This window comes from Pantoea sp. A4 (genome assembly GCF_000295955.2).
Lineage (GTDB): Bacteria > Pseudomonadota > Gammaproteobacteria > Enterobacterales > Enterobacteriaceae > Pantoea > Pantoea multigeneris.
The window spans coordinates 17,804-39,264 of sequence record NZ_ALXE01000022.1 but is presented as its reverse complement, the minus strand read 5'-3'; the positions used below and the strand labels follow the sequence as shown (position 1 = coordinate 39,264).

Here is a 21,461-nt window from a genome sequence, read left to right as displayed (position 1 = left end):
AACTCCTGTATTACTGTCCGCTTAGTACGCGCGCCGGATCAATCCGACTGGCGCGTCGCGCCGGATACCAACTGGCCAGCAGGCTCAGCACAATCGAGGTGGCGAGCACAATCACCACATCCAGCCAGTGCAGCTCGGTGGGCAGGAAATCGATAAAGTAGATATCGCCCGCCAGTAAATGCCGCCCGGTCAGATGTTCAATGCCCTGCACCAGATGCGTCAGATTCAGTGACACTAACACACCCACCACGACCCCGCTTACGCTGCCCAGCAGACCGGCTAGCAAACCGTACCAGATAAAAATGGCACGGATAAGTCTGTCTTTGGCTCCCAGGGTACGCAACACCGCGATATCACTGCTTTTATCCTTCACTGCCATCACCAGCGTGGAAACAATGTTGAAGCAGGCCACGCCAATCACCAGCACCATCGCCAGATACATGATGGCGCGAATCATTTGAATATCGCGGTACATGTAGCCGTAGGTGCCAATCCAGCTGCGAATGTACACATAGGACCCGGTGGCTTCACCCGCCGTACGGACCAGCTTTTGCGCCTGGAACGGATCGCTCATTTTCAGTGCAATGCCGCTTACCGCATCCCCCATATCGAGGTAGCTTTGCGCATCCTCCAGGGGGACCAGCGCCAGGCTGTGATCGAGCATGCCGCTGAGCTGCAAGATTCCTTCCACCTGCAAACGAATCCGCTTGGGTTGCAGCAGCTTATTCGCGCCGTCATTGTTGGGGATCAGGATGGTTATCCAGTCACCCTGTTTGACGTTAAGGGCTTTGGCGATACCGCCACCGAGAATGATCTGCTGCTTACCGGCGCTGAATTGTGACCAGGCGTTGCCCTGCACAAACTGCGGCAGCGCACTTAAACGCGGCTCCTGGGCCACATCCACACCGCGCACCTGTAGCGCCTGTAATTTGCTGCCGCTGTCGATCAGGCCAGTAAAGGTGATGTAGGGTGCTGCCGCCGCAATACCCGGTACTTTCTCAACCGGTGCAATCAGCGGCTGCCAGTGACGAAACGGCTGTTCAACCGCGCTGATTTCACCGTGCGGCACCACCGCCAGAATGCGACTGTTCAGCTCACGTTCGAAGCCATTCATCGCACTCAGGCCAATAATTAACACCGCCACACCCAGCGCAATCCCCACGGTGGAGATCACCGAAATCAGGGAAACCATACCACCCCGTTTGCGCCCACGACTGAAGCGCAACCCCAGCAGCAGGGAGAGAGAAGACCCCATTAGCGCACTCCCGTCAGGGTTGACTCAGCGCTAAGCTGCCCGTCACGCATCTCCATCTGACGCGACATGCGCTGTGCCAGATGGAGGTCGTGAGTCACCACTAAAAATGCGGTGCCTTCACGCTGGTTGAGATCGCCCAGCAGCGAGAAGATGGCATCGGCGTTACGCGCATCAAGGTTACCGGTGGGTTCATCGGCCATCACCAGACGCGGACGATTGACCAGCGCACGGGCAATCGCCACGCGCTGACGTTCGCCGCCGGAAAGCTCAGAAGGACGATGATGGCCACGGTGTTCCAACCCGACGGCGGCCAGCATTTCACGCGCCCGCTGTTGCGCTTCGGTTTTGCTCTTTCTGCCAATCATTAACGGCATTGCGACGTTTTCCAGCGCGCTAAAATCCGGTAACAGATGGTGGAACTGATAGATAAAGCCCAGCTCACGGTTACGCAGATCGGCCTTAGCCGAAGAAGAAAGCGCATTCATCGACTGACCATCAAACACCACATCACCGGAGGTAGGCGTATCCAGTCCGCCTAACAGATGCAATAAGGTACTTTTCCCGGAGCCGGAGCTCCCGACAATCGCCATCATTTCACCAGGCTGCACCGAAAAGGCCACGCTGCGCAGCACATCGGTCTGTACGCTTCCTTCCTGATAGCTTTTGCACAGGTCGCGACACTGCAACAAGGGGGTATTACTCATAACGTAGAGCCTCAGCGGGTTGAATGGCGGCAGCGCGCCATGAAGGATAGAGCGTAGAAAGCAGCGCAACGGCCATTGCCGCCAGCGCAATAGTGACCACCTGCCAGACGTTGATATCCACCGGCAGTGCGGCACCATCCAGGAACAGGCCAATCACTGGCATCAGGTTATTTAACTGGCTGGCCAGCAGCACACCCAGTCCGGTCCCCAGTAAGGCACCGATAATACCGGCCCCCGCACCCTGAACCATAAACAGCAGCAGGATCTGACGGCGTGTCAGTCCCAGCGTTTGCAGGATCGCCACCTCGCCCTGTTTTTCCATGATCAACAGGCCAAGGGACGTAATAATGTTAAATGCGGCCACCGCAACGATCAGGCTCAGCAGCAGCCCCATCATATTTTTCTCCATGCCCACCGCCTGGAACAGGTCGCCTTTGCGCTCGCGCCAGTCTTTCCATTGCAGGCCTGCGGGCAATTTCTGCTGGCTCAGGCTGTCAACGTCCAGTGGTTTTTGCAGCCACAAACGCCAGCCGGTGATATTACCCAGCGGGTAGCGCATGACGCGCGAAGCATCCTGGAGATTGACCAAAATCTGATAGCTATCCACTTCACTGTTGGCGGCATAGGTGCCCGCCACGGTGAACAGGCGCTGGCTTGGCACACGCCCTACCGGCGTGAACTGGCTCACCGAAGGCACCATCAGGCGCACCTGGTCCCCTTTTTTCACCCCCAGTTGGCTCGCCAGCTCTTCGCCCAGAATCACGTTCCAGCCATTAGGTTGCAGTACCGACTGTGACGTATTCACCAGATAGGGGGTAAGCGGGTCTTGTTCGTCCGGGTTAATGCCTAACATCACCCCGACAGAGACGTTGTGCGCACTTTGCAGTACCACGTCAGCCGTTGTTAACGGCGCGACACGGCTCGCACCTTGCAGCCCCATATTTTGATACGGTTGTTGTTGCGGATCGATGCTGCCTTTGTCGCTGGTCACCAGCGCCTGCGGCATTAAGCCGAGAATGTTGCCCTCCAGCTCTTTTTCGAAGCCGTTCATTACGGAGAGCACCGTCACCAGTGCCAGAACGCCAAGCGTAATACCAATAGTGGATAACCAGGAAACAAAGCGACCAAAACGGTCCGATGCTCGTCCGCGCATGTAGCGAAGACCAATATAAAGCGCAACAGGTTGATGCATAGCGTCCGTCTTAAGCTTTCCTCAATAAGTACCGGGATGATAAAGGAGCCGCCCTGTTTAGGAAACCTCAATCAACCGATTGCTGAGCGCTGTTTGTGCAGTCAGGCAGCTATACTTACTGTATGTCCAGTTACTGAAGGAGGGAGTATGACAAAATTTCCCAAAGGCAGTCTGGTGAAACATAAAACCGGTGAAGTAAAGGGTGAAATTCTCAATGTGTTCGATCAAGGCGATGCCCCGGCGGCCTATTACGTCAAATGGGATGATGGCAATCACAGCTATCACCTGGAGAAAGAGCTGAGCTGGGCCAACATCGATCGACCGCGAATGTACTACCGCGAACCCCGCTAACCCCGCTAACCCCGCTAAGGAGAGCGTAATGCGGAAAAATCCGCACTAAGTGATGACCCCCAGGGCGGAATGTGGAATCATGACGCCCTGGTAAAAATGGAGAACAGCACGAGATCCCATGTCCGAACCAACCCGCTACGACCTGCCCGTCAAACCTGGCGATCACCGCCAACTCGGAGAACTGATTGGTGCCGCACACGCGGTAGAGTGCGCCAGCATCACTGAACGTCACACCGGCCCCGTGGTGTTAATCACCCCGGATATGCAAACGGCGCTGCGGTTGCAGGATGAGATTCGGCAGTTTACTGACCTTACAGTGAACCATTTGCCGGACTGGGAAACCCTGCCCTATGACAGTTTTTCGCCCCATCAGGATATTATCTCTGCCCGCCTGTCGATTCTCTATCAATTGCCGACGCTGAAGCGTGGCCTGCTGATTCTGCCGGTGAATACGCTGATGCAGCGCGTCTGCCCACATACCTTCCTGCACGGCCATGCGCTGGTGATGAAACGCGGTGAAAAACTCTCCCGCGACCGCCTGCGTGACCGGCTGGAGCAAGCGGGCTATCGCCACGTGGACCAGGTGATGGAACATGGCGAATATGCCACGCGCGGCGCACTGCTCGATCTCTACCCGATGGGCAGTGAGCAGCCGTATCGCATTGATTTCTTCGATGATGAAATCGATACCCTGCGCCTGTTTGATACCGATACCCAGCGCACCCTGGAAGAGGTGGCAGAAATTAATCTGCTGCCCGCACACGAATTCCCGAGCGATAAAGCCGCCATTGAGCGTTTTCGTACCCGCTGGCGTGAATATTTCGATGTGCGCCGCGAGCCGGAGCATATCTATCAACAGGTGAGTAAAAACACCTTCCCCGCCGGGATTGAGTACTGGCTGCCACTGTTCTTTGATCAGCCACTGGAACCGCTGTTTAGCTATCTGCCTGACAATGCTTTACTGCTGAGCAGCGGCGACCTGGAAGCAGGCGCACAGCGTTTCTGGCAAGACGTCGAAGCGCGTTACGAAAACCGTCGTATCGATCCCATGCGCCCACTGCTGGAGCCGGTGCAACTCTGGCTGCGCCCGGATGCACTGTTTGGCGAATTAAAACAGTGGCCGCGTGTGCAGCTTAGCAGCGAAACGCTGCCCGACCGGGCGGCTAACCGCAACCTTGGCTATCAACCGTTGCCAGAACTGACCGTGCAGGCGCAGGCCAAGTCTCCGTTGGACCTGCTGCGTCAGTTCCTTGAAGGCTTTGCCGGTTCGGTGGTGTTCTCGGTGGAGAGCGAAGGACGCCGTGAGAGTTTGCAGGAATTGCTGAACCGCCTGAAAATTAAACCGCAGGCCGAACAGCAGCTGGAGCAGGCACGTCAACAGCGTTTCGCACTGATGGTCGGGGCCAGCGAACGCGGATTTATCGATAGCCAGCGCAACTGGGCACTGATTTGCGAAAGCGATCTGCTCGGGGCGCGCGTCAGCCGTCGCCGCCAGGATAGCCGCCGTACCATCAATCCTGATGTCCTGATCCGCAACCTGGCCGAGCTGCATCCCGGCCAGCCCGTGGTGCACCTTGAGCACGGCGTAGGCCGCTACATTGGGCTGACCACGCTGGAAACCGGTGGCATCACCGCCGAATACCTGATGCTCTCCTATGCGGGCGATGCCAAACTGTATGTCCCGGTGTCCTCACTGCATCTGATCAGCCGCTATGCGGGCGGAGCCGATGAAAACGCGCCGCTGCATAAATTAGGCACCGATGCCTGGTCACGTGCACGGCAGAAAGCGGCCGAAAAAGTGCGTGACGTGGCCGCCGAGCTGTTAGACATCTACGCCCAGCGCGCGGCCAAAACCGGTTTTGCGTTTAAGCACGACCGTGACCAGTATCAGCTGTTTTGTGAAAGTTTCCCGTTTGAAACCACCGTCGATCAGGCCCAGGCCATTAACGCGGTACTGAGCGACATGTGCCAACCGCTGGCGATGGATCGTCTGGTCTGTGGTGATGTGGGCTTCGGTAAAACGGAAGTGGCGATGCGTGCCGCTTTCCTCGCCGTGGAAAACCACAAGCAGGTGGCGGTGCTGGTGCCGACCACGCTGCTGGCGCAGCAGCACTACGATAACTTCCGCGATCGTTTCGCTAACTGGCCCGTCCGCATTGAGATGCTCTCCCGCTTCCGTACTGCCAAAGAGCAGGCTCAGGTATTGCAGGAGGCCAGCGAAGGTAAAGTGGATATTCTCATCGGGACGCACAAGCTGTTGATGAGCGACCTGAAATGGCGCGATTTGGGGCTGTTGATTGTTGATGAAGAGCACCGTTTCGGCGTGCGTCATAAAGAGCGCATCAAAGCGATGCGTGCCGACGTAGACATTCTGACGCTCACCGCCACGCCAATCCCGCGTACCCTGAACATGGCCATGAGCGGGATGCGCGATCTGTCGATTATTGCTACGCCACCTGCACGCCGTCTGGCAGTGAAGACCTTCGTGCGCGAATACGACAAACTGGTGGTGCGTGAGGCGATTCTGCGTGAAATTCTGCGCGGTGGTCAGGTGTATTACCTGTTCAATGACGTGGAAAATATCGAGAAAACCGCACAGCGGCTGGCCGAACTGGTGCCCGAGGCGCGCGTGGCGATTGGTCACGGCCAGATGCGCGAACGTGAACTGGAACGGGTGATGAATGATTTCCATCACCAGCGTTTCAACGTGCTGGTGTGTACCACCATCATCGAAACCGGTATCGATATTCCCACCGCCAACACCATCATCATTGAGCGTGCTGACCATTTCGGCCTGGCGCAGCTCCACCAGTTGCGTGGCCGCGTAGGCCGTTCGCATCATCAGGCTTATGCATGGCTGTTAACACCGCATCCGAAAGCGATGACCACCGATGCGCAAAAACGCCTCGAAGCCATTGCCTCACTGGAAGATTTGGGTGCGGGTTTTGCGCTAGCAACCCATGACCTGGAGATCCGCGGTGCCGGTGAGTTGTTGGGTGACGAACAGAGCGGGCAGATGGAGACCCTCGGCTTCTCGCTGTATATGGAGCTGCTGGAGAATGCGGTGGACGCGCTAAAAGCCGGACGCGAGCCTTCACTGGAAGACCTGACCAGCAATCAAACCGAGATAGAGCTGAGAATGCCTGCCCTGCTGCCGGATGATTTTATCCCTGATGTGAATACCCGTTTGTCGCTCTACAAGCGCATCGCCAGCGCCAGCCATGAAGATGAACTGCAAGAGCTCAAAGTAGAGATGATCGATCGTTTCGGTCTGCTGCCGGATGCCGCACGTAATCTGCTGGACGTCGCCGCCCTGCGTTTACAGGCGCGCGAATTGGGTGTGAGAAAGATTGAAGCCAGCGAGAAAGGCGGTTTCTTCGATTTCGCCCCGCAAAATCAGGTAGACCCGGTGTGGCTGATTGGCCTGCTGCAAAAAGATCACAAACAGTGGAAGCTGGATGGGCCAACCCGTTTACGCTTCACGCGCGACCTGCCGGACCGTAAAGTGCGGATGCAGTGGGTACAAGAGTTTGTGCGTCAGATGGCGGATCACCGCGTCTAGCGGTGTCCGGTGTGCGCTGCCAGCAACTCTGGCAGCGCAACGATTCAGGCATTGAGAAACTTATCGAGGAACTGGCGGGTTCGCGCCTGCTGCGGCTGACTAAACAGCATTTTGGCCGGTCCCTGCTCCACGATGCGTCCCTGATCCATGAAGATGGCCCGGTCCGCGACATCGCGGGCAAAGCTCATTTCATGGGTCACAATCACCATGGTGCGCTTCTCTTCAGCTAGCGCACGAATGGTGTTCAACACTTCCCCCACCAGTTCCGGATCGAGTGCTGAAGTGGGTTCATCAAACAAAATGACCTGGGGTTGCATGGCTAACGCGCGAGCAATCGCCACACGCTGCTGTTGCCCTCCAGACAGACGGCGCGGGAAACTCGCTTCTTTGCCCTGTAGTCCCACTTTTTCCAGTAAGGTGCGCGCACGGGCGACCGCTTCCGCCTTTGGCTCCCCCTTTACGATCACCGGCCCTTCAATGATGTTCTCCAGCACCGAGCGGTGCGGAAACAGATTGAAGTTCTGAAACACAAAGCCCACCTGCTGACGCAGTTGGCGCACCTGCTCTTTCTGACGCGCCAGCGGCTGAGCGGTATCAATGGTGATCTCGCCGACCTTCACCGTGCCACTCTCCGGGGTTTCCAGCAGGTTAATGCTGCGCAGCAAGGTGGTTTTGCCTGAGCCGCTGGGGCCGATAATGGCCACCACTTCACCAGGTGCCACATCCAAATCGATGCCGTGCAGCACCGTTTGCCCGTTAAACTGCTTAACTAGGCGACGTACTTCAATGGCACTCATTTCCCCTCCTCATCCTGGCGATTAACGTGACGCTCCAGACGGTTTTGCAACGCAGACAGCAGGGTCGCCATCACCCAGTAAATCGCCGAGGCGGCCAGGTACATGGTGAACACTTCGAAGGTGCGCGAAGTGATCAACTGTGCCTGACGGAACAGTTCTGGCACCTGAATGGTCGCCGCCAGCGAGGTGTCTTTCACCAGGCTGATAAAACTGTTCCCCAACGGGGGCAGCGCGGTACGTGCCGCCTGTGGCAGGATGACGCGGCGCAGCGTTTGCCAGCGCGTCATGCCAATACTGGCCGCCGCTTCCCACTGGCCGCGCTCAATCGCCGCAATGGCACCGCGCAGCGATTCAGACGCATAAGCCGCCGTGTTCAGCGACAGGCCAATCATGGCCGAAGGGATGGGATCGAGTTCAATGCCGAACTGTGGCAGGCCGTAGTAAATCATAAACAGCTGCGCGATCAGCGGCGTGCCACGAAAGATCGACACGTAGATACGCGCCAGCCAGTTCAACGGCCAGAAGTGCGACAGGCGCATCAATGCCAGCGCAAAGCCGAGTACCAGGCCAAAGAACATCCCGCCGATACTCAGCTGTAGCGTGAACAGCGCCCCTTTCAGTAAAAATGGTGCTGAATTCAGCACCAGTTGCAGGCTTTCTTGCATTATTTAGTAACGTCCGCATCAAACCATTTTTCAGAGATTTTTTTCAGCGATCCATCTTGCTGCATCTCAGCAATGGCTTTGTTGATGGCATCCAGCAGGTCCTGATTGCCCTTGCGCAGCGCAACGCCTGACTCCAGTTTAGAGAAGGCTGGGCCGGCAACCGCCATGGTATCACCGGTTTTTTTCACCAGATCAAGGGCTGCCAGGCGGTCAACCAGAATGGCATCCACGCGGCCAGAACGCAGATCTTGATATTTAGTCGGGTCGTCGTCATAAGTACGAATGTCTACGCCCTTCACATTATCGCGCAGCCACTGTTCATAGTTTGAACCTAAACCAACGCCCACTTTTTTACCGGCCAAATCTTCTGGCTTAGTAATGCTGGCCGCATTCTTTTTCAGGGTCAGCGCCTGCACGCCTGAAATGGTATACGGTGTAGAGAAGTCATATTTCTTCTCACGTTCCGGGGAGATGGTCACCTGATTGATCACCACATCAATACGCTTCGAGTCCAGCGCCGCTAACATCCCATCCCATTTGGTCGGCTTGAGATCCGCCTTCACGCCAAGATGCTGGGCTAACTGCTGGGCAAACTCCACCTCAAAGCCGGTGAGCTTGCCGCTTTCATCCTGAAAACTGAATGGGGGATAAGTCCCTTCCAGACCAACGCGCAGCGTACCGCGATCTTTAACTGCCTTTAGCAAATCTTCTGCCGCAAACGCTGGCGCGCTGAGACCGGCCACCAGCGCGACTGCCATCATGCCCGTCACCAGTTGGCGACGCAGTTGTGAAAAAGTCATGTTAACTCCAGTTTGTGAGAGATGTTGTTATGGGTCAAACCAGCATTACACTAACGGATGGTAAGCAAACAGCGCCGGAGCACCGCCGGTGTGGACGAACAGCAGCGGTCCTTCACGGCGGAAACGGTTCTGCGTAATACCATCAAGCAGGCCAGCCATGGCTTTTCCGGTATAAACCGGGTCCAACAGAATCCCTTCCAGACGGGCTAACAATTTCACCGCCTCCATACCTTCTTCATTGGGTTCGCCGTAACGTGGCGCAAAATAGTCATCCCACAGCGTTACAGGCGCATTTGCTGTGAGCTCTAACTGGCTAGCCAGTGGCTGACGCAAACGCTCCACCACCGGCAGTTGATCGGCCACTTTACGCGAAACCGTCACGCCGACCAGTTCAGTCTCTGGCAGCAGATGCTCCAGCCCCACGGCTAAACCGGCATGGGTGCCCGCGCTGCCTGAAGCGACCACTACCGCGGCAAAGTCAACCACGCCTTCACTCTGGTGAGCAATTTCTTGCGCGCACTCGACATAGCCCAGCGCACCCAGCAGATTCGAGCCACCAACCGGCACCACATAGGGGCGGAAACCTTGCGCTTCCAGCAGCAGCGCCTGCTCAGCCAGCTGCGCCGCCGGATTATCCAGCGCATCCACCATCACCACTTCAACATTAAACAGATCCAGCATCAGCCGGTTGCCGTTGGTGAGGTAGTTTTCCGCGTCGGTGCCAATGGGATTCTCCAACAGCGCCAGGCACTTCAGGCCCAGTCTGGCCGCAACCGCCGCCGTCTGGCGTACATGGTTCGACTGAATCGCACCGGCAGTGATCAGCACATCAGCACCTTCACGCAGCGCATCTGCCGCAAGGAATTCCAGCTTACGCAGTTTATTACCGCCCAGAGCCACCGGCGTAACATCGTCACGCTTGATAAAAATATCGCGCCCGACATAGCCGGAAAGACGAGGAAGATGCTCCAGCGGCGTCGGCGCGCCGAGCAGTTCAATGCGAGGAAATTGGTGCAGTAAGTGTAAGGACAACGGAGCCTCCATCAGGCGTCATTCAGTCATCCTTACAGTGTTGCAGAAGTTGGCCTAAGGATCACGCTTAAACCGTTGACAGATGGTGTGATCCAGCCCAGAAAAATCAGGCAACGCGTGGCTCAGGGAGCGCATGGCGACGCCAGCCGAGAAACTGATCGTATTTGCGTAGCGCAATGCGATAGTTATTGGTCCCCGCATCAGGCAGATGGCTTTCCAGGCATTCTGACCAGACATCCCCTTTTAGCCTCTCTGCCGGGAAGTGTTGCGCCTTCAAGGCATCGTCCAGGCGGCGTAACCGCACCACGTATTCACGCACCGTACTGTGGTTCATGTCGGTTTGCTCAAACAGGTACTGTTTAAACGCCATAATATCGAAGTAGTCAGGCTGACTGTTGCAGAAGATATCGCTACAGAAGCGACACAACGCGGTCAGTTCAGGTTGCAGCTTGAACCAGAGTTGCTCATCAATCATCTGATCCATTCTGGCAATGGCTTCTTTATTGATGATCTGGCCACGAAACACCAACGCCATGCGATCAAGTACCTTGCCACAATGTGAGCAGTTCGTCTGGCTGTGCTTATAGTCTTTAAGATAACGACTTAACGGTCTGGCTTTGGATTTGGCTCCCATTGCTGAGTCCCCGGATTATTATTTTTAGGCCGCCAGAAGTAGAGTCTGTCAGCGCGCGCCGGTTAAGCGGCCGCGCAGGCGTTTGATCGCCTGACTGTGCAGTTGGCTAACGCGGGATTCACCCACATCCAGCACTGCGCCAATCTCTTTCAGGTTCAGCTCCTCCTGGTAGTACAGTGTCAGCACCAATTTTTCACGTTCAGGCAGTGCCTCAATCGCTTCAATTACGCGCTCACGTAGATTCCCTTCCATTAACTGATGAAGCGGATTGGCCTCTTCGTGCCCTTCCGTCACCAGTTCCGCACTGTCGCCGTGTTCTTCCCGATACTCATCGTAGGAAAAAAGCTGGCTGTTATTGGTATCGAGCAGAATCTGCCGATACTCCTCCAGCGAAAGCTGCAGTTGCTGCGCTACTTCCAGTTCGGTGGCAGCACGCCCCAACGTCTGTTCCACCTGGTGCAGTGCGCCAGCCACCTCGCGTGCATTACGTCGCACACTGCGCGGTGCCCAGTCACGGCTGCGTAGCTCATCCAACATCGCCCCACGAATGCGCTGCACGGCATAGGTGGTAAAGGCTGTGCCTTGCAAGGCATCGAAGCGCTCTACGGCATTGAGAAGTCCAATACCCCCAGCCTGCAGCAGATCGTCAAGCTCAACGCTGGCAGGTAAACGAACCTGCATGCGCAATGCTTCATGACGCACCAGCGGAACGTAACGCTGCCAGAGCGAATGCTTATCCATCACGCCTTCGGCGGTATAGAGATCGTTCACGTTGACTACCCTGCGTTAATTAAGTTATCGGCAAGATTATCCCGTCCTGTAGGGTGTTTAATTGACGGAATAGACAGGAAAAACAGAGGTTATTTCAGGATTGTGTGCCGACACGGCAGATAAATCTGCGGGGATAAGCGCGGCGCAATTTCGCAAAAAAGCCCTTTTGTATGCTTATTCCCGGCTTTGCCCTGGCCCAGCTCTGCGTATTCTGGCGGCATTGTGCTGCACCAGCAGCGTCTCTGATATTAAGGCTAGCCATGAAGGGCATTATCCTGGCGGGTGGCAGCGGTTCGCGCCTCTACCCCATTACCTGCGGAGTCTCGAAACAACTGCTCCCGGTCTATGACAAACCAATGATTTACTATCCACTTTCCGTGCTGATGCTGGCAGGCATCCGCGACATTTTGCTGATTGCCACCCCGGAAGATCTGCCTTCATTCCAGCGTCTGCTGGGGGACGGCAGTGCATTTGGCCTGCATTTGCAGTATGCCGTGCAGCCCAAACCCGAAGGTCTGGCGCAGGCATTTATCATTGGTGAGCAGTTTTTGGCGGGCGACCGCGCGGCCCTGGTGCTGGGTGACAACATCTTCTTCGGCCAAAGCTTCGGCAAAAAGCTGGAAGAGGTCAGTAAACGCCGTGAAGGTGCGACCGTGTTCGGCTACCAGGTGATGGACCCTGAGCGGTTTGGCGTGGTGGCCTTTGACCAGCACAAACGCGCCATCTCCATTGAAGAGAAACCGCAGAATCCGCAGTCTCGTTATGCTGTAACCGGCCTCTATTTCTATGATGAGCACGTCTGTGAGATGGCAAAACAGGTGCAGCCCTCCCCACGCGGCGAGCTGGAGATCACCACACTGAATCAGATGTATCTGGCTCAAGGGTTACTCAACGTGGAACTGCTTGGGCGCGGTTTTGCCTGGCTGGATACCGGCACCCATGACAGCCTGCTGGAAGCCTCGCATTTCATCCACACCATTGAAAAGCGCCAGGGCTTTAAGGTCGCCTGTCTGGAAGAGATCGCCTGGCGCAAAGGCTGGATCAGCGCCGAAGACTTACTCCAGCGCGCCCACCTGTTCAGCAAAACCCAGTACGGCGAGTACCTGCAACTGCTGCCAGAGGAGGCCTCATGAAGGTTAGCGCCCTGGATTTGCCCGAGATTAAGCTGATCGAACCTCGGGTCTTTAGCGACGATCGCGGATTCTTCCTCGAAACCTTTGAACAGCAGCGCTACCAGCAGCTGCTCGAAACAGACCTGTGCTTTGTGCAGGATAACTTCTCCCGATCCCACCGGCACGTGCTGCGCGGCATGCACTTCCAGCGCACCCGCCCGCAGGGCAAGCTGGTGCGCGTGGTGCACGGCGCGGTATTTGATGTGGCGGTGGATGTCCGCCCTGAATCCGCCACGCTGGGCCAATGGGCCGGTGCGGTGCTCTCCGCCGAGAACCGGGCGCAGCTGTGGATCCCGCCGGGCTTTGCCCACGGCTTTGTGGTGTTAAGCGATCAGGCGGATTTCGAATACAAGTGCACCGACTACTACTGCCCGCAAGATGAAGCCTGCCTGCACTGGGCAGATGCTGACGTGGACATCGCCTGGCCCGTCAGCACGCCGCAGCTGTCAGACAAAGACCGCGCCGGGCTTTCGCTCCAGGCGCTGTTGGCCTCTTTGCAATATCCCACCAAATAGCCGCTAAAAAGGCGGTTTATTGGCGTATTGAAACGCCAACCGCCCTTTAAGCTTTTTCACTTAATCTCGTGTGTGCGGACGCAGCTAATGCCCATTTACGTCATATGCCATCAGGAATTACCCTGCTTTTCCCTGCCTGCTGAGGCAGAAATTATCTGGCTGAATGCCACTCCCCCTGTTAATCCCGACGGGAGAAAGATCCATTACGGCTACGACCTGATCCCGGAAGGTCAGACGTTACACCAGAAACTCTCTGGCGGTTTTGGCCCGATGGTGATCAACCACTTGTTACAGACAACCGCGCAAAGTGATGAATGCGTGACCCTGTGGCAATACCGCAAGTTCGTCACGCGCGAGCGCTATGGTCGCCCTTCAAACGTGTATGGCGGCACCCATGAACTCTCGGTGGCTGAGGCCGCATCCCTTGTGCCGTCGGCAGATCCAGAGCCAGGGCAGAGCCTGTTGTTCTCCTCTTTATTACAGGTCGGTTCCCTCTATCAGCAATATGTCGAGTGTCACCACATTGCTGACCTGCTGCGTTATACCGCGCTGGCGGTAGATCTGGGCGTGCTGACGGCAGCCGAAAGCCACACCTTTTTACAGTGCCCGTGGCTGGTGATTGGCGGTATTGAGCTGGGAACCTATCCCCTGAGCTGGTGGCAAGAGACGTTCAGCGCGCTGGAAAAGGTCGCCACTGCCTTTATCGCCCAGCATCAACCGGTGAATGTAGCCGATCCCTATCAAAAGCGGGCGCTGGCGTTTTGTCAGGAGCGCCTCGGCAGCTTCCTGCTGCTGCGCGACGTGACAGCCACCTGCAACAACAATATTCCCAAAAACCTTTTTGGCACGGTGCATAGCGTAACGTCATCCGGCGTTTATCAGCGTGGTGTTTAACTTCTCTTACTCAGGGTTATTTTTATGAAAGTCGTTATCCTCGCGGGCGGATTAGGCTCCCGCCTCTCAGAAGAGACCGTTATTCGCCCCAAACCGCTGGTCGAAATTGGGGATAAGCCGATTCTGTGGCACATCATGAACATTTACTCCCATCACGGCTTTAACGAATTTATCGTGTGCGTGGGCTATAAGGGCTATCAGATCAAAGAGTATTTCGCCAATATCGTGCTGCATCACAACGATATTACCGTTGATCTGGCGAAACACACGGTGGAGTACCACCACTGCGCTGCGCCTGACTGGAAAGTGACGATTGTCGATACCGGTATCGGGGCCATGACCGGCGGCAGAATCAAACGCATAAAATCGTATTTGCCGCCAGACGAGCCATTTATGCTGACCTATGGCGACGGCGTAGGCGATATCAACCTGCGTGAAGAGCTGGATTTCCACCTGTCTCACGGCCTGAAAGCCACCATGTGTACCGTGATCCCACCCGCTCGCTTTGGCACGCTGCACTCCGACGGATTCCGGGTCACCAACTTCTCGGAAAAACCGCGCGATCCCTCCGCACGCATCAACGGCGGCTTCTTTATTCTCGACCCTTCGGTCATCGACCTGATTGAAGATGACAGCACCGTGTGGGAAACCGGGCCCTTAGAAACGCTGGCGAACAGTGGTCAACTCGCAGGCTATATGCATAACGGCTTCTGGCAACCGATGGACACGCTGCGGGAAAAAGTCTATCTCGAAGAGCTGTGGCAGGGAGGAAAAGCACCATGGAAGCTATGGTAGACCGCGCTTTCTGGCACAACAAACGCGTGCTGGTCACCGGGCACAACGGCTTTAAAGGCTCGTGGCTCACGCTGTGGCTGACCTCTATGGGGGCGCAGGTTTACGGCATCTCGCTGGAGAACCCACACCCTGATGCGCACTTTCACCGGGTGGCCATGACGGGCCTGACACAGCACCACTGCGATATCCGCGATGCGCAGGCGTTAACTGCGCGCATCCTTGAGAGCGAAGCAGAGATTGTGTTTCACCTCGCGGCACAACCGCTGGTCAACCACGCCTATCGCGATCCCAACTACACCTGGCAGTGCAACGTCAGCGGCAGCGCCAATGTGCTGGAGGCGCTGCGTCAGCTCCCCAGCGTAAAAACCGTGGTGGTGATCACCACGGATAAAGTGTATCGCCATGAGAAAGATAAAGTGGTGGCGTTTACCGAACAGGATGCACTGGGGGGGCACGATCCTTACAGCGCCTCCAAAGCCATGACTGAACTGCTGTGCGCGTCCTACCGCGACAGCTACTTTCGCCACAGCGGCGTTGCCCTCGCCACCGCGCGCGCAGGCAATGTGATTGGCGGGGGTGACTGGGCCGAAGAGCGACTGATTCCTGACTATTATCGCGCCCGCCAACAGAACCAGCCGCTGGCATTGCGCTATCCGCAGGCGGTACGGCCTTGGCAGCACGTGCTGGAATCGGTGCGTGGTTACCTGCTGTATGCAGAATATCTGCACCGCCATCCGGTTGATTACCCGGTGGCACTTAACTTTGGCCCGCGCGAGAGTGACCAGCTCACCACCCACGACCTGATCGCGGCGCTGAATCGGCTGGCAGCAGAGACCCCACAGACGGTGGAGACCGTGGCGGCCCACTATCATGAATCCCCTCATCTTTATCTCGACTCCACGCTGGCTGACCGCACGCTCGGCTGGCGCTCTGCGCTGTCGATCGGTGACACCCTGCGTCTGACCCATGCGTGGTATCAACACGCAGGCCAACAGCGGGATATGCGCGCGTTTAGCCTGCAACAGCTGAATGATTACCAACAACTTACGACTGACCAGTGAGATAACCTGATGGAACTGATCCCCACCCCGATTGCCGGCGCCTTTGTCCTGCAATCCCGCGCTTTTCGCGATCAGCGCGGGGCGTACACCCGCCTGTTCTGCCAGCAGGATTTTATCGCTGCCGGTCTGCATGGCGACTTCCCGCAGAGCAACCTGTTGCAGAACCCTCAGCGCGGCACGCTACGCGGCCTGCATCGCCAGCGCGATCCCCACGGCGAAGTCAAAGTGGTACGAGCACTGCATGGGCAAGTGTTTGATGTTGCAGTGGATATGCGCCCCGATTCGCCCAGCTACCTGCAATGGCATGGCGTCACGCTGTGCAGCGAGCAGCAAAATGCGTTCTATATCCCCGCTGGCTGCCTGCATGGCCTGATCACGCTGACCGATAATGCCACCCTGTTCTACCAGGTTTCACAAGGCTATGCCCCGCAGTCTGAAGAGTGCTACGCCTGGAACGATCCGGCCTTTGGGATTGAATGGCCGATCGCGCCCACGGTGATCAGTGAGAAGGATCAATCACAGCCGTTTCTGGCGCAGCGCGAGGCACAGCCATGACCAGACATATTCTGCTCACCGGCGCGAATGGGTTTGTCGGCCAGGCGCTGGTGCAACAACTGCTGCAACAGGATGTGAAACTTACGCTGGTGGTGCGCCGCCCGACGCCGCTCGCGCTGGCGGGAGAGGCAAAAATTGTGCAGACCCTGGTGACCGACTCGCTGTTTGATAAGTCGGTTGCGTGGTGGCGCACACAGTTGCAAGGCATTGATACTGTGCTGCATGCGGCCTGGTACGTCGATCCCAAAGACTATCTCAACACCCCGGCGAATCTGGAGTGCATGCAGGGTACGCTCAATCTGGCGCAGGCCTGTATCGCGGAAGGGGTGCAGCACTTTGCCGGGATTGGCACCTGCTTTGAATACAGCCATGACAGTTCACCCCTGACCGTCGACTCGCCACTGCGCGCTAATTCACTCTATGGCACCAGCAAAGCCGCCACCTATTCGCTGTTGCAACAGCTATTCTCGCGCAGTGAGACCCGCTTTGCCTGGTATCGTCTGTTCTATCTGTTTGGGGAAAACGAAAAGTCCGGACGCTTAGTCAGCTACCTGCATGAGCGGTTTGCCAGGGGGGAGACGGCCACGATTGATTACCCCGATATTCAGCGCGACTATCTGGACGTCAAACAGGCTGCGGGCATGATCGTGAATGCGCTGATGCAGCAGGCCTGCGGTGCGTTTAATGTCTGTTCCGGTCAACCGATTGCTCTGCGCGATCTGGCGCTGGGGGTTGCCGCCGGTTATAACGCCGAGCATCTGTTACTGCTGGGCTCACCGGATAACAAAGCCGCACTGCCTCCGGCACTGTACGGCGTGTGTAACCTCCCGCTATAACCCTTTGGGCAGCCCGCAGGCTGCCCCTGTTTCACTACTCCGACGTCCAGGCTTGCGCCCATTCCACCACGTTGTTGCCGGTTAACATCCACTGCTGATGAATCGCCTGCTGTAGGGCCAGGCCCATTTTCTCACTGGCTGCGCTGTCATCCAGGTGCATGCGAATCGCATTGCGCCAGTCACTGAAGCGGTTTTTCACGCGCGTTACCGGCAAATCACCTTGATAACAGGCCACATCACTGCACACCACCGGAATCGCACAGGCACCATACTCCATCAGGCGCAGGTTACTCTTACAGGCGTTGAACAGGTTGTCTTCCACCGGTGCCAGCGCCAGGTCGAGATTGAGCGAAGCCAGTTTCTGCGGATAGAGGCGAATATCTACCGCGGCGTGCAGTTCATGCACGTAAGGCCGTAATTTAGGCGGACACATGCCGAGAAACACCCACTCGACCTCACCGGCAAAGGCTTTCACCACATCGGCAATCATCTCCAGATCGCCAGTGTGACTGGACCCCCCTGCCCAGCCGATGCGTGGCTTGCGTCCCTGGTTACGCAGGCTGTGTAACGATCCCCACCACGCCACCGGCAGGCGGTTATTCACCACCCGAATGTTGCTGTGCATGTCGGCCAGCGCCTCAGCTAGCGGCGAGGTGGAGACTACGAAGCGATCAAAGAAGCGCAGCGTCTTACGCAATAGCCGGTTGGTATCAGCGGTGAAGTCTTTGCGGTGATGGTTTTTCAGCGGCAGATTGATGAGATAGTCATCTAACTCGAACACGCGATAGGTTTGCGAAATGGCCCGGACCTGGCCCATCCACTCCTGGAACGACTCGCTGTAACGACGCTGGACGATCAGGGTATCGGGCTGATAGCGCGCCAGTTCAACGTGGGTTGGCAAGCGATCAATCAGTTTCCCTTCGCCGCGCCCCTCCTCCTGCATCGCCTCCAGCGGGGTAATCATGCGGTAGTAACCACATCCAAAGCGGTCTCCCGGACTCACCATAAACTTCGGCAATCCAGGACGATTAAGCGGGTCCCAGTTCAGGGCGCTGTCGCTGCTCATTTCAAACTGACGGCTGCGCACCGAGAGGTTCGCGTTAAACGCCGGATCGTGGATGATCTGCGGTGCCCAACGCCGGTACATCACCGCATCATGCTCCTGCTTCTGCTGTTTGGCCGACAACAGCGACTGGCTGGCATAAGGATTATGGCGCGCTGCCGGACGGTAGGCGCGACTGCGTGGAGTCCATACGGTTAAATACCCGGCCTCGCGACTGCGTAGGCAGAAGTCGACGTCATCAAACTGCGCGATCCCGGTGTCAAATCCGCCTAAAGAGGCGAACAGTTCCCGCCGCACCAGCATAAAGTCGGCAGAGACCGCACTGAGGTTTTGATCCTGCTGATGACGTCCCATAAAGCTGGCCTCACCATCATTTTGCCCACGAAACGCCTCGGTTGCCGCGCCATTCACCCCAAGAATATAGCCTGCATGGCGGATCTTATTGCCCGCCGCCAACTGTTTGCCGCCCACAATACCCACTTCCGGCCGCTGGGCATGATTGAGCAGCTGCGCCAGCCAGTCCCCCTCGATCATCGCCAGTTCACTGTGGATAAACGCCAGGTACTCACCCTGCGCCTGCTGCGCCGCGAGGTTCGCCATAGCACTGCGCTGAAATTCACCCTCGGCATACAGGATACGGATACGTTGTGGATCAATGCTCGCCAGATCCGCCAGCCACTGACTGCGCTCTGGCGAGGCCTGGTTATCGGCAACCACCAGCATTTCGTAATGCAGATAATCGGTTTTCTCCAGCAGCGAGGTGACGCAGGTGATCAGCGACGCTAAGTGCCAGTTGGCAAGGATAATCAGGCTGACTTTCGGCTGCTGGCCGTGCTGGTAATTAATGCAGTGGTTTTGATAGCGATCGCCGCTGATTTGCGCATCAGGGTAGCCGCGCTGCTGCAAATGGTTACGCAGCACCTGATGGTCCTGCTCGCTGTTGCGCGTAGAGAGCGGCGCTTCCAGCAGCGGTTCGGCAAGATGCCCGATACCACTTCCGCCCTGGGTGGCAATCAGTTTCAGGATCAGATCGTACTCGGCGGCCTGCGGATAAGCCGGGTCTAGCCCTCCAGCGGCGGCCAGCAGCTCACGCCGGAACAGCCAGTGGCTGGCCATCGTCCGGGGAGCGCTGAGGATCAGATCGAGGTTAAAGTCCGGGCGGAACGCCATCCCCAGCGGTTTGCCCTCCAGCGGGAAGAAACCATCCGCATACAGCGCATAGCAAGATTCAGCCTGTGGCAATACGTTGCTCAACGCCACCACACCGGAAGAGAGGAAACGATCCCCCGCCTGAAGGAAGATAAACCAGGCTTCTTCACGCGTGGGCAGGATCGCGTTCAGCGTGGCAATACGCTGCGCTACGTCTGTCTCGATGTGTTCAACCCCAGACTGCGTCACACAACCCAGCGTCAAGGGGACAAAACAGCAGCCGGTTTGCGCCGACTGCTGAATGGAGGCCAGCGTCTGCTGGAGCGCGGCTTCACTGCCCTCTGGCGTGTTGATTATCACCGCGACGCTGATCTCCTCTCGCTGCTGCTGCTGTAGCCAGGCGTGTTGATAGGGTGCGAGGGTGCGCTGTGCCAGCCAGCGATCGCGCTGGCTGAGGTTATAGTTTGCGAAGTGCTGCATGCTGAGGTTTTGTTCGCGCCAGTGCGTAGGTTGCGCCAGCGCGGCAACCTGCACCAGATGCAGATGCGGTTTTCCCCCCGTGGCTCGCTGACGCAGCCAGCCATGCACGACGGCACGCTCAGCCCGGACTTCCCCGATGCCTTCGCGCTGGCCCGGCTGTTGCCACACATCTGACACGCGAATCTGGCAAAGCGGCGCTTGCAGCCAGATAAACGGTGAAGCATCCGCCAGACGCGCATACAGCGCCAGCGCACTTACTTCAAACAGCGGTGAGTCAACGAGGGTGAATAGGTCCGGTTGTAAAGGTTGCAGCGCGGCGCGGCGGATCACCGAAGCACTCAGCTCCCCCAACAGGTTAAAGTGCAGCGTTGACTGGAACGCTAACAGATCGGCCCCGGCAATCAGACTGTCTTCATCCACCACCGGTGAGTTAGAGAGGATATCCGCTAACGGCGCACCGGTAGGATCGATACGCTGGCGGCGTGAGATCAAGACATTACAGTCAGGATGTTGCTCCAGTGCCTGCACGCTTAGTGCTATGGCTTCGGGCACCAACAGGTCCGCACTGGCAAGGAATTTAACATAGTCGCCTTCACTCTGGCGCAGCGCAAAATCATAGACCTTGTCTGCCGCCTCCCGATAAGCGTAGTAGCGCATCGCGTGTCCCGGCTGGGCCAAAAACGGCTCGACCACCTCACGGACAAAGGTTTTTTCACTGCTATCCACCACCACGATTTCGCAATTCGGGTAGCTTTGCGCCCGCGCGCACGCCAGGGCTTGATCGAGCCAGTGGGGATGAGAACAGAGGATAATCAGGGAAACAAGGGGTGGCTGAGACATGAGAAATCATTGCTCCTGGTGTTAAACCACATAACAGAGGGAAAACACCATTTTAAGCGTCTTGATGCACGCCAATCGGCCAAAGTCAGGGGGCAATCGGGGTTATACCGGGGGATGAATGTTGGGGGAAACCACCGACTGTGAAGGGATTAAAAGATAGCCTGTCCGGTCAGGATTCCATGCTCTCGGCATTAACCCTGCGTTATTTATTATTTTAACTTTAGCCGGGTAATTTAACCGAAACACTCTGCCATTTATATCAAAGCAGTGTTAAAAGTAGCACGCCTGCATGCTACAACCCGGACGCGTTGTCTGCTCATTTTCAGCATTGTTTTTTC

19 protein-coding genes are annotated in these 21,461 nt (G+C 56.9%); 9 read left to right on the top strand and 10 right to left on the bottom strand.

Annotation, left to right across the window (positions count from 1 at the left end; translation table 11 throughout):
- Window positions 1-10 precede the first annotated feature (10 nt).
- Genes lolE through lolC form a run of 3 tightly spaced genes read right to left on the bottom strand, consistent with a single transcriptional unit; the run spans window position 11 to window position 3,151 of the window.
- The gene (lolE, locus tag B880_RS0109140) at window positions 11-1,255 is read right to left on the bottom strand and encodes a lipoprotein-releasing ABC transporter permease subunit LolE (protein ID WP_017347094.1); all 1,245 of its coding nucleotides are present in this window, start codon (window positions 1,253-1,255) and stop codon (window positions 11-13) included.
- Window positions 1,255-1,959, bottom strand: a complete 705-nt coding sequence (lolD, locus tag B880_RS0109135; protein WP_017347093.1) for a lipoprotein-releasing ABC transporter ATP-binding protein LolD — start codon at window positions 1,957-1,959, stop codon at window positions 1,255-1,257. Before lolD ends, lolE begins: the two co-directional genes overlap by 1 nt.
- A complete protein-coding gene (gene lolC / locus B880_RS0109130) occupies window positions 1,952-3,151 on the bottom strand; it encodes a lipoprotein-releasing ABC transporter permease subunit LolC (protein WP_017347092.1) in 1,200 nt (399 codons plus the stop codon). The genes lolD and lolC overlap by 8 nt, the downstream gene beginning before the upstream one ends.
- A 147-nt stretch (window positions 3,152-3,298) precedes the next feature.
- On the opposite strand from lolC, the gene B880_RS0109125 reads away from it, so the two are divergent.
- Together B880_RS0109125 and mfd are read left to right on the top strand one after the other, a co-directional pair.
- Window positions 3,299-3,502: a hypothetical protein gene (locus B880_RS0109125; protein ID WP_017347091.1), complete on the top strand. Its 204-nt coding sequence runs from the start codon at window positions 3,299-3,301 to the stop codon at window positions 3,500-3,502.
- Between the two features lie 118 nt (window positions 3,503-3,620).
- Window positions 3,621-7,064: a transcription-repair coupling factor gene (gene mfd / locus B880_RS0109120; protein WP_017347090.1), complete on the top strand. Its 3,444-nt coding sequence runs from the start codon at window positions 3,621-3,623 to the stop codon at window positions 7,062-7,064.
- 44 nt (window positions 7,065-7,108) lie between these two features.
- Here mfd and tcyN read toward each other — a convergent pair whose 3' ends face one another.
- The 6 genes from tcyN to B880_RS0109090 all read right to left on the bottom strand — a co-directional run bounded on the left by tcyN (window position 7,109) and on the right by B880_RS0109090 (window position 11,763).
- The gene (tcyN, locus tag B880_RS0109115) at window positions 7,109-7,861 is read right to left on the bottom strand and encodes an L-cystine ABC transporter ATP-binding protein TcyN (protein WP_017347089.1); all 753 of its coding nucleotides are present in this window, start codon (window positions 7,859-7,861) and stop codon (window positions 7,109-7,111) included.
- Entirely contained in the window at window positions 7,858-8,526 is a 669-nt protein-coding gene (gene tcyL / locus B880_RS0109110; RefSeq protein WP_017347088.1) for a cystine ABC transporter permease, read from the bottom strand. The genes tcyN and tcyL overlap by 4 nt, the downstream gene beginning before the upstream one ends.
- Window positions 8,526-9,326, bottom strand: coding sequence for a cystine ABC transporter substrate-binding protein (tcyJ, locus tag B880_RS0109105; RefSeq protein ID WP_017347087.1), 801 nt, complete (start codon window positions 9,324-9,326; stop codon window positions 8,526-8,528). Before tcyJ ends, tcyL begins: the two co-directional genes overlap by 1 nt.
- A 45-nt stretch (window positions 9,327-9,371) precedes the next feature.
- Window positions 9,372-10,358, bottom strand: a complete 987-nt coding sequence (locus B880_RS0109100) for a D-cysteine desulfhydrase (protein ID WP_026042521.1) — start codon at window positions 10,356-10,358, stop codon at window positions 9,372-9,374.
- A 106-nt stretch (window positions 10,359-10,464) separates the two neighbouring features.
- Complete coding sequence (gene fliZ, locus B880_RS0109095) at window positions 10,465-10,992, bottom strand: flagella biosynthesis regulatory protein FliZ (protein ID WP_026042520.1); 528 nt, start codon at window positions 10,990-10,992, stop codon at window positions 10,465-10,467.
- Window positions 10,993-11,040: 48 nt separating this feature from the next.
- Window positions 11,041-11,763, bottom strand: coding sequence for an RNA polymerase sigma factor FliA (locus B880_RS0109090; protein WP_017347084.1), 723 nt, complete (start codon window positions 11,761-11,763; stop codon window positions 11,041-11,043).
- Between the two features lie 260 nt (window positions 11,764-12,023).
- Here B880_RS0109090 and rfbA point away from each other — a divergent pair, with 260 nt between their 5' ends.
- From rfbA to B880_RS0109050, 7 genes are all read left to right on the top strand, one after another.
- Window positions 12,024-12,896 (top strand): glucose-1-phosphate thymidylyltransferase RfbA, encoded by an 873-nt coding sequence (rfbA, locus tag B880_RS0109080; protein ID WP_017347082.1) that lies wholly within the window; start codon window positions 12,024-12,026, stop codon window positions 12,894-12,896.
- A complete protein-coding gene (rfbC, locus tag B880_RS0109075) occupies window positions 12,893-13,450 on the top strand; it encodes a dTDP-4-dehydrorhamnose 3,5-epimerase (protein ID WP_017347081.1) in 558 nt (185 codons plus the stop codon). The genes rfbA and rfbC (B880_RS0109075) overlap by 4 nt, the downstream gene beginning before the upstream one ends.
- Before the next feature lie 87 nt (window positions 13,451-13,537).
- Window positions 13,538-14,344 carry a hypothetical protein gene (locus B880_RS0109070; protein ID WP_017347080.1) on the top strand — a complete coding sequence of 269 codons (807 nt, stop codon included), beginning with the start codon at window positions 13,538-13,540 and terminating at the stop codon, window positions 14,342-14,344.
- 24 nt (window positions 14,345-14,368) lie between these two features.
- Window positions 14,369-15,139 (top strand): glucose-1-phosphate cytidylyltransferase, encoded by a 771-nt coding sequence (rfbF, locus tag B880_RS0109065; protein WP_017347079.1) that lies wholly within the window; start codon window positions 14,369-14,371, stop codon window positions 15,137-15,139.
- A complete protein-coding gene (gene rfbG, locus B880_RS0109060; protein WP_017347078.1) occupies window positions 15,124-16,200 on the top strand; it encodes a CDP-glucose 4,6-dehydratase in 1,077 nt (358 codons plus the stop codon). Before rfbF ends, rfbG begins: the two co-directional genes overlap by 16 nt.
- Before the next feature lie 9 nt (window positions 16,201-16,209).
- Window positions 16,210-16,755 carry a dTDP-4-dehydrorhamnose 3,5-epimerase gene (gene rfbC, locus B880_RS0109055; protein ID WP_017347077.1) on the top strand — a complete coding sequence of 182 codons (546 nt, stop codon included), beginning with the start codon at window positions 16,210-16,212 and terminating at the stop codon, window positions 16,753-16,755.
- Window positions 16,752-17,591, top strand: a complete 840-nt coding sequence (locus B880_RS0109050) for an NAD-dependent epimerase/dehydratase family protein (RefSeq protein ID WP_017347076.1) — start codon at window positions 16,752-16,754, stop codon at window positions 17,589-17,591. Before rfbC (B880_RS0109055) ends, B880_RS0109050 begins: the two co-directional genes overlap by 4 nt.
- Window positions 17,592-17,625: 34 nt before the next feature.
- On the opposite strand, the gene B880_RS0109045 is transcribed toward B880_RS0109050, so the two are convergent.
- The gene (locus B880_RS0109045) at window positions 17,626-21,123 is read right to left on the bottom strand and encodes a glycosyltransferase (protein ID WP_017347075.1); all 3,498 of its coding nucleotides are present in this window, start codon (window positions 21,121-21,123) and stop codon (window positions 17,626-17,628) included.
- Between the last annotated feature and the right edge of the window lie 338 nt (window positions 21,124-21,461).

Excerpts from the sequence above, each read along its gene's own strand:
- lolE (WP_017347094.1), bottom strand. The coding sequence starts at position 1,255 with ATGGGGTCTTCTCTCTCCCTGCTGCTGGGGTTGCGCTTCAGTCGTGGG.
- lolD (WP_017347093.1), bottom strand. The coding sequence starts at position 1,959 with ATGAGTAATACCCCCTTGTTGCAGTGTCGCGACCTGTGCAAAAGCTAT.
- lolC (WP_017347092.1), bottom strand. The coding sequence starts at position 3,151 with ATGCATCAACCTGTTGCGCTTTATATTGGTCTTCGCTACATGCGCGGA.
- B880_RS0109125 (WP_017347091.1), top strand. The coding sequence starts at position 3,299 with ATGACAAAATTTCCCAAAGGCAGTCTGGTGAAACATAAAACCGGTGAA.
- mfd (WP_017347090.1), top strand. The coding sequence starts at position 3,621 with ATGTCCGAACCAACCCGCTACGACCTGCCCGTCAAACCTGGCGATCAC.
- tcyN (WP_017347089.1), bottom strand. The coding sequence starts at position 7,861 with ATGAGTGCCATTGAAGTACGTCGCCTAGTTAAGCAGTTTAACGGGCAA.
- tcyL (WP_017347088.1), bottom strand. The coding sequence starts at position 8,526 with ATGCAAGAAAGCCTGCAACTGGTGCTGAATTCAGCACCATTTTTACTG.
- tcyJ (WP_017347087.1), bottom strand. The coding sequence starts at position 9,326 with ATGACTTTTTCACAACTGCGTCGCCAACTGGTGACGGGCATGATGGCA.
- fliZ (WP_026042520.1), bottom strand. The coding sequence starts at position 10,992 with ATGGGAGCCAAATCCAAAGCCAGACCGTTAAGTCGTTATCTTAAAGAC.
- rfbA (WP_017347082.1), top strand. The coding sequence starts at position 12,024 with ATGAAGGGCATTATCCTGGCGGGTGGCAGCGGTTCGCGCCTCTACCCC.
- rfbC (WP_017347081.1), top strand. The coding sequence starts at position 12,893 with ATGAAGGTTAGCGCCCTGGATTTGCCCGAGATTAAGCTGATCGAACCT.
- B880_RS0109070 (WP_017347080.1), top strand. The coding sequence starts at position 13,538 with ATGCCCATTTACGTCATATGCCATCAGGAATTACCCTGCTTTTCCCTG.
- rfbF (WP_017347079.1), top strand. The coding sequence starts at position 14,369 with ATGAAAGTCGTTATCCTCGCGGGCGGATTAGGCTCCCGCCTCTCAGAA.
- rfbG (WP_017347078.1), top strand. The coding sequence starts at position 15,124 with ATGGAAGCTATGGTAGACCGCGCTTTCTGGCACAACAAACGCGTGCTG.
- rfbC (WP_017347077.1), top strand. The coding sequence starts at position 16,210 with ATGGAACTGATCCCCACCCCGATTGCCGGCGCCTTTGTCCTGCAATCC.
- B880_RS0109050 (WP_017347076.1), top strand. The coding sequence starts at position 16,752 with ATGACCAGACATATTCTGCTCACCGGCGCGAATGGGTTTGTCGGCCAG.
- B880_RS0109045 (WP_017347075.1), bottom strand. The coding sequence starts at position 21,123 with ATGTCTCAGCCACCCCTTGTTTCCCTGATTATCCTCTGTTCTCATCCC.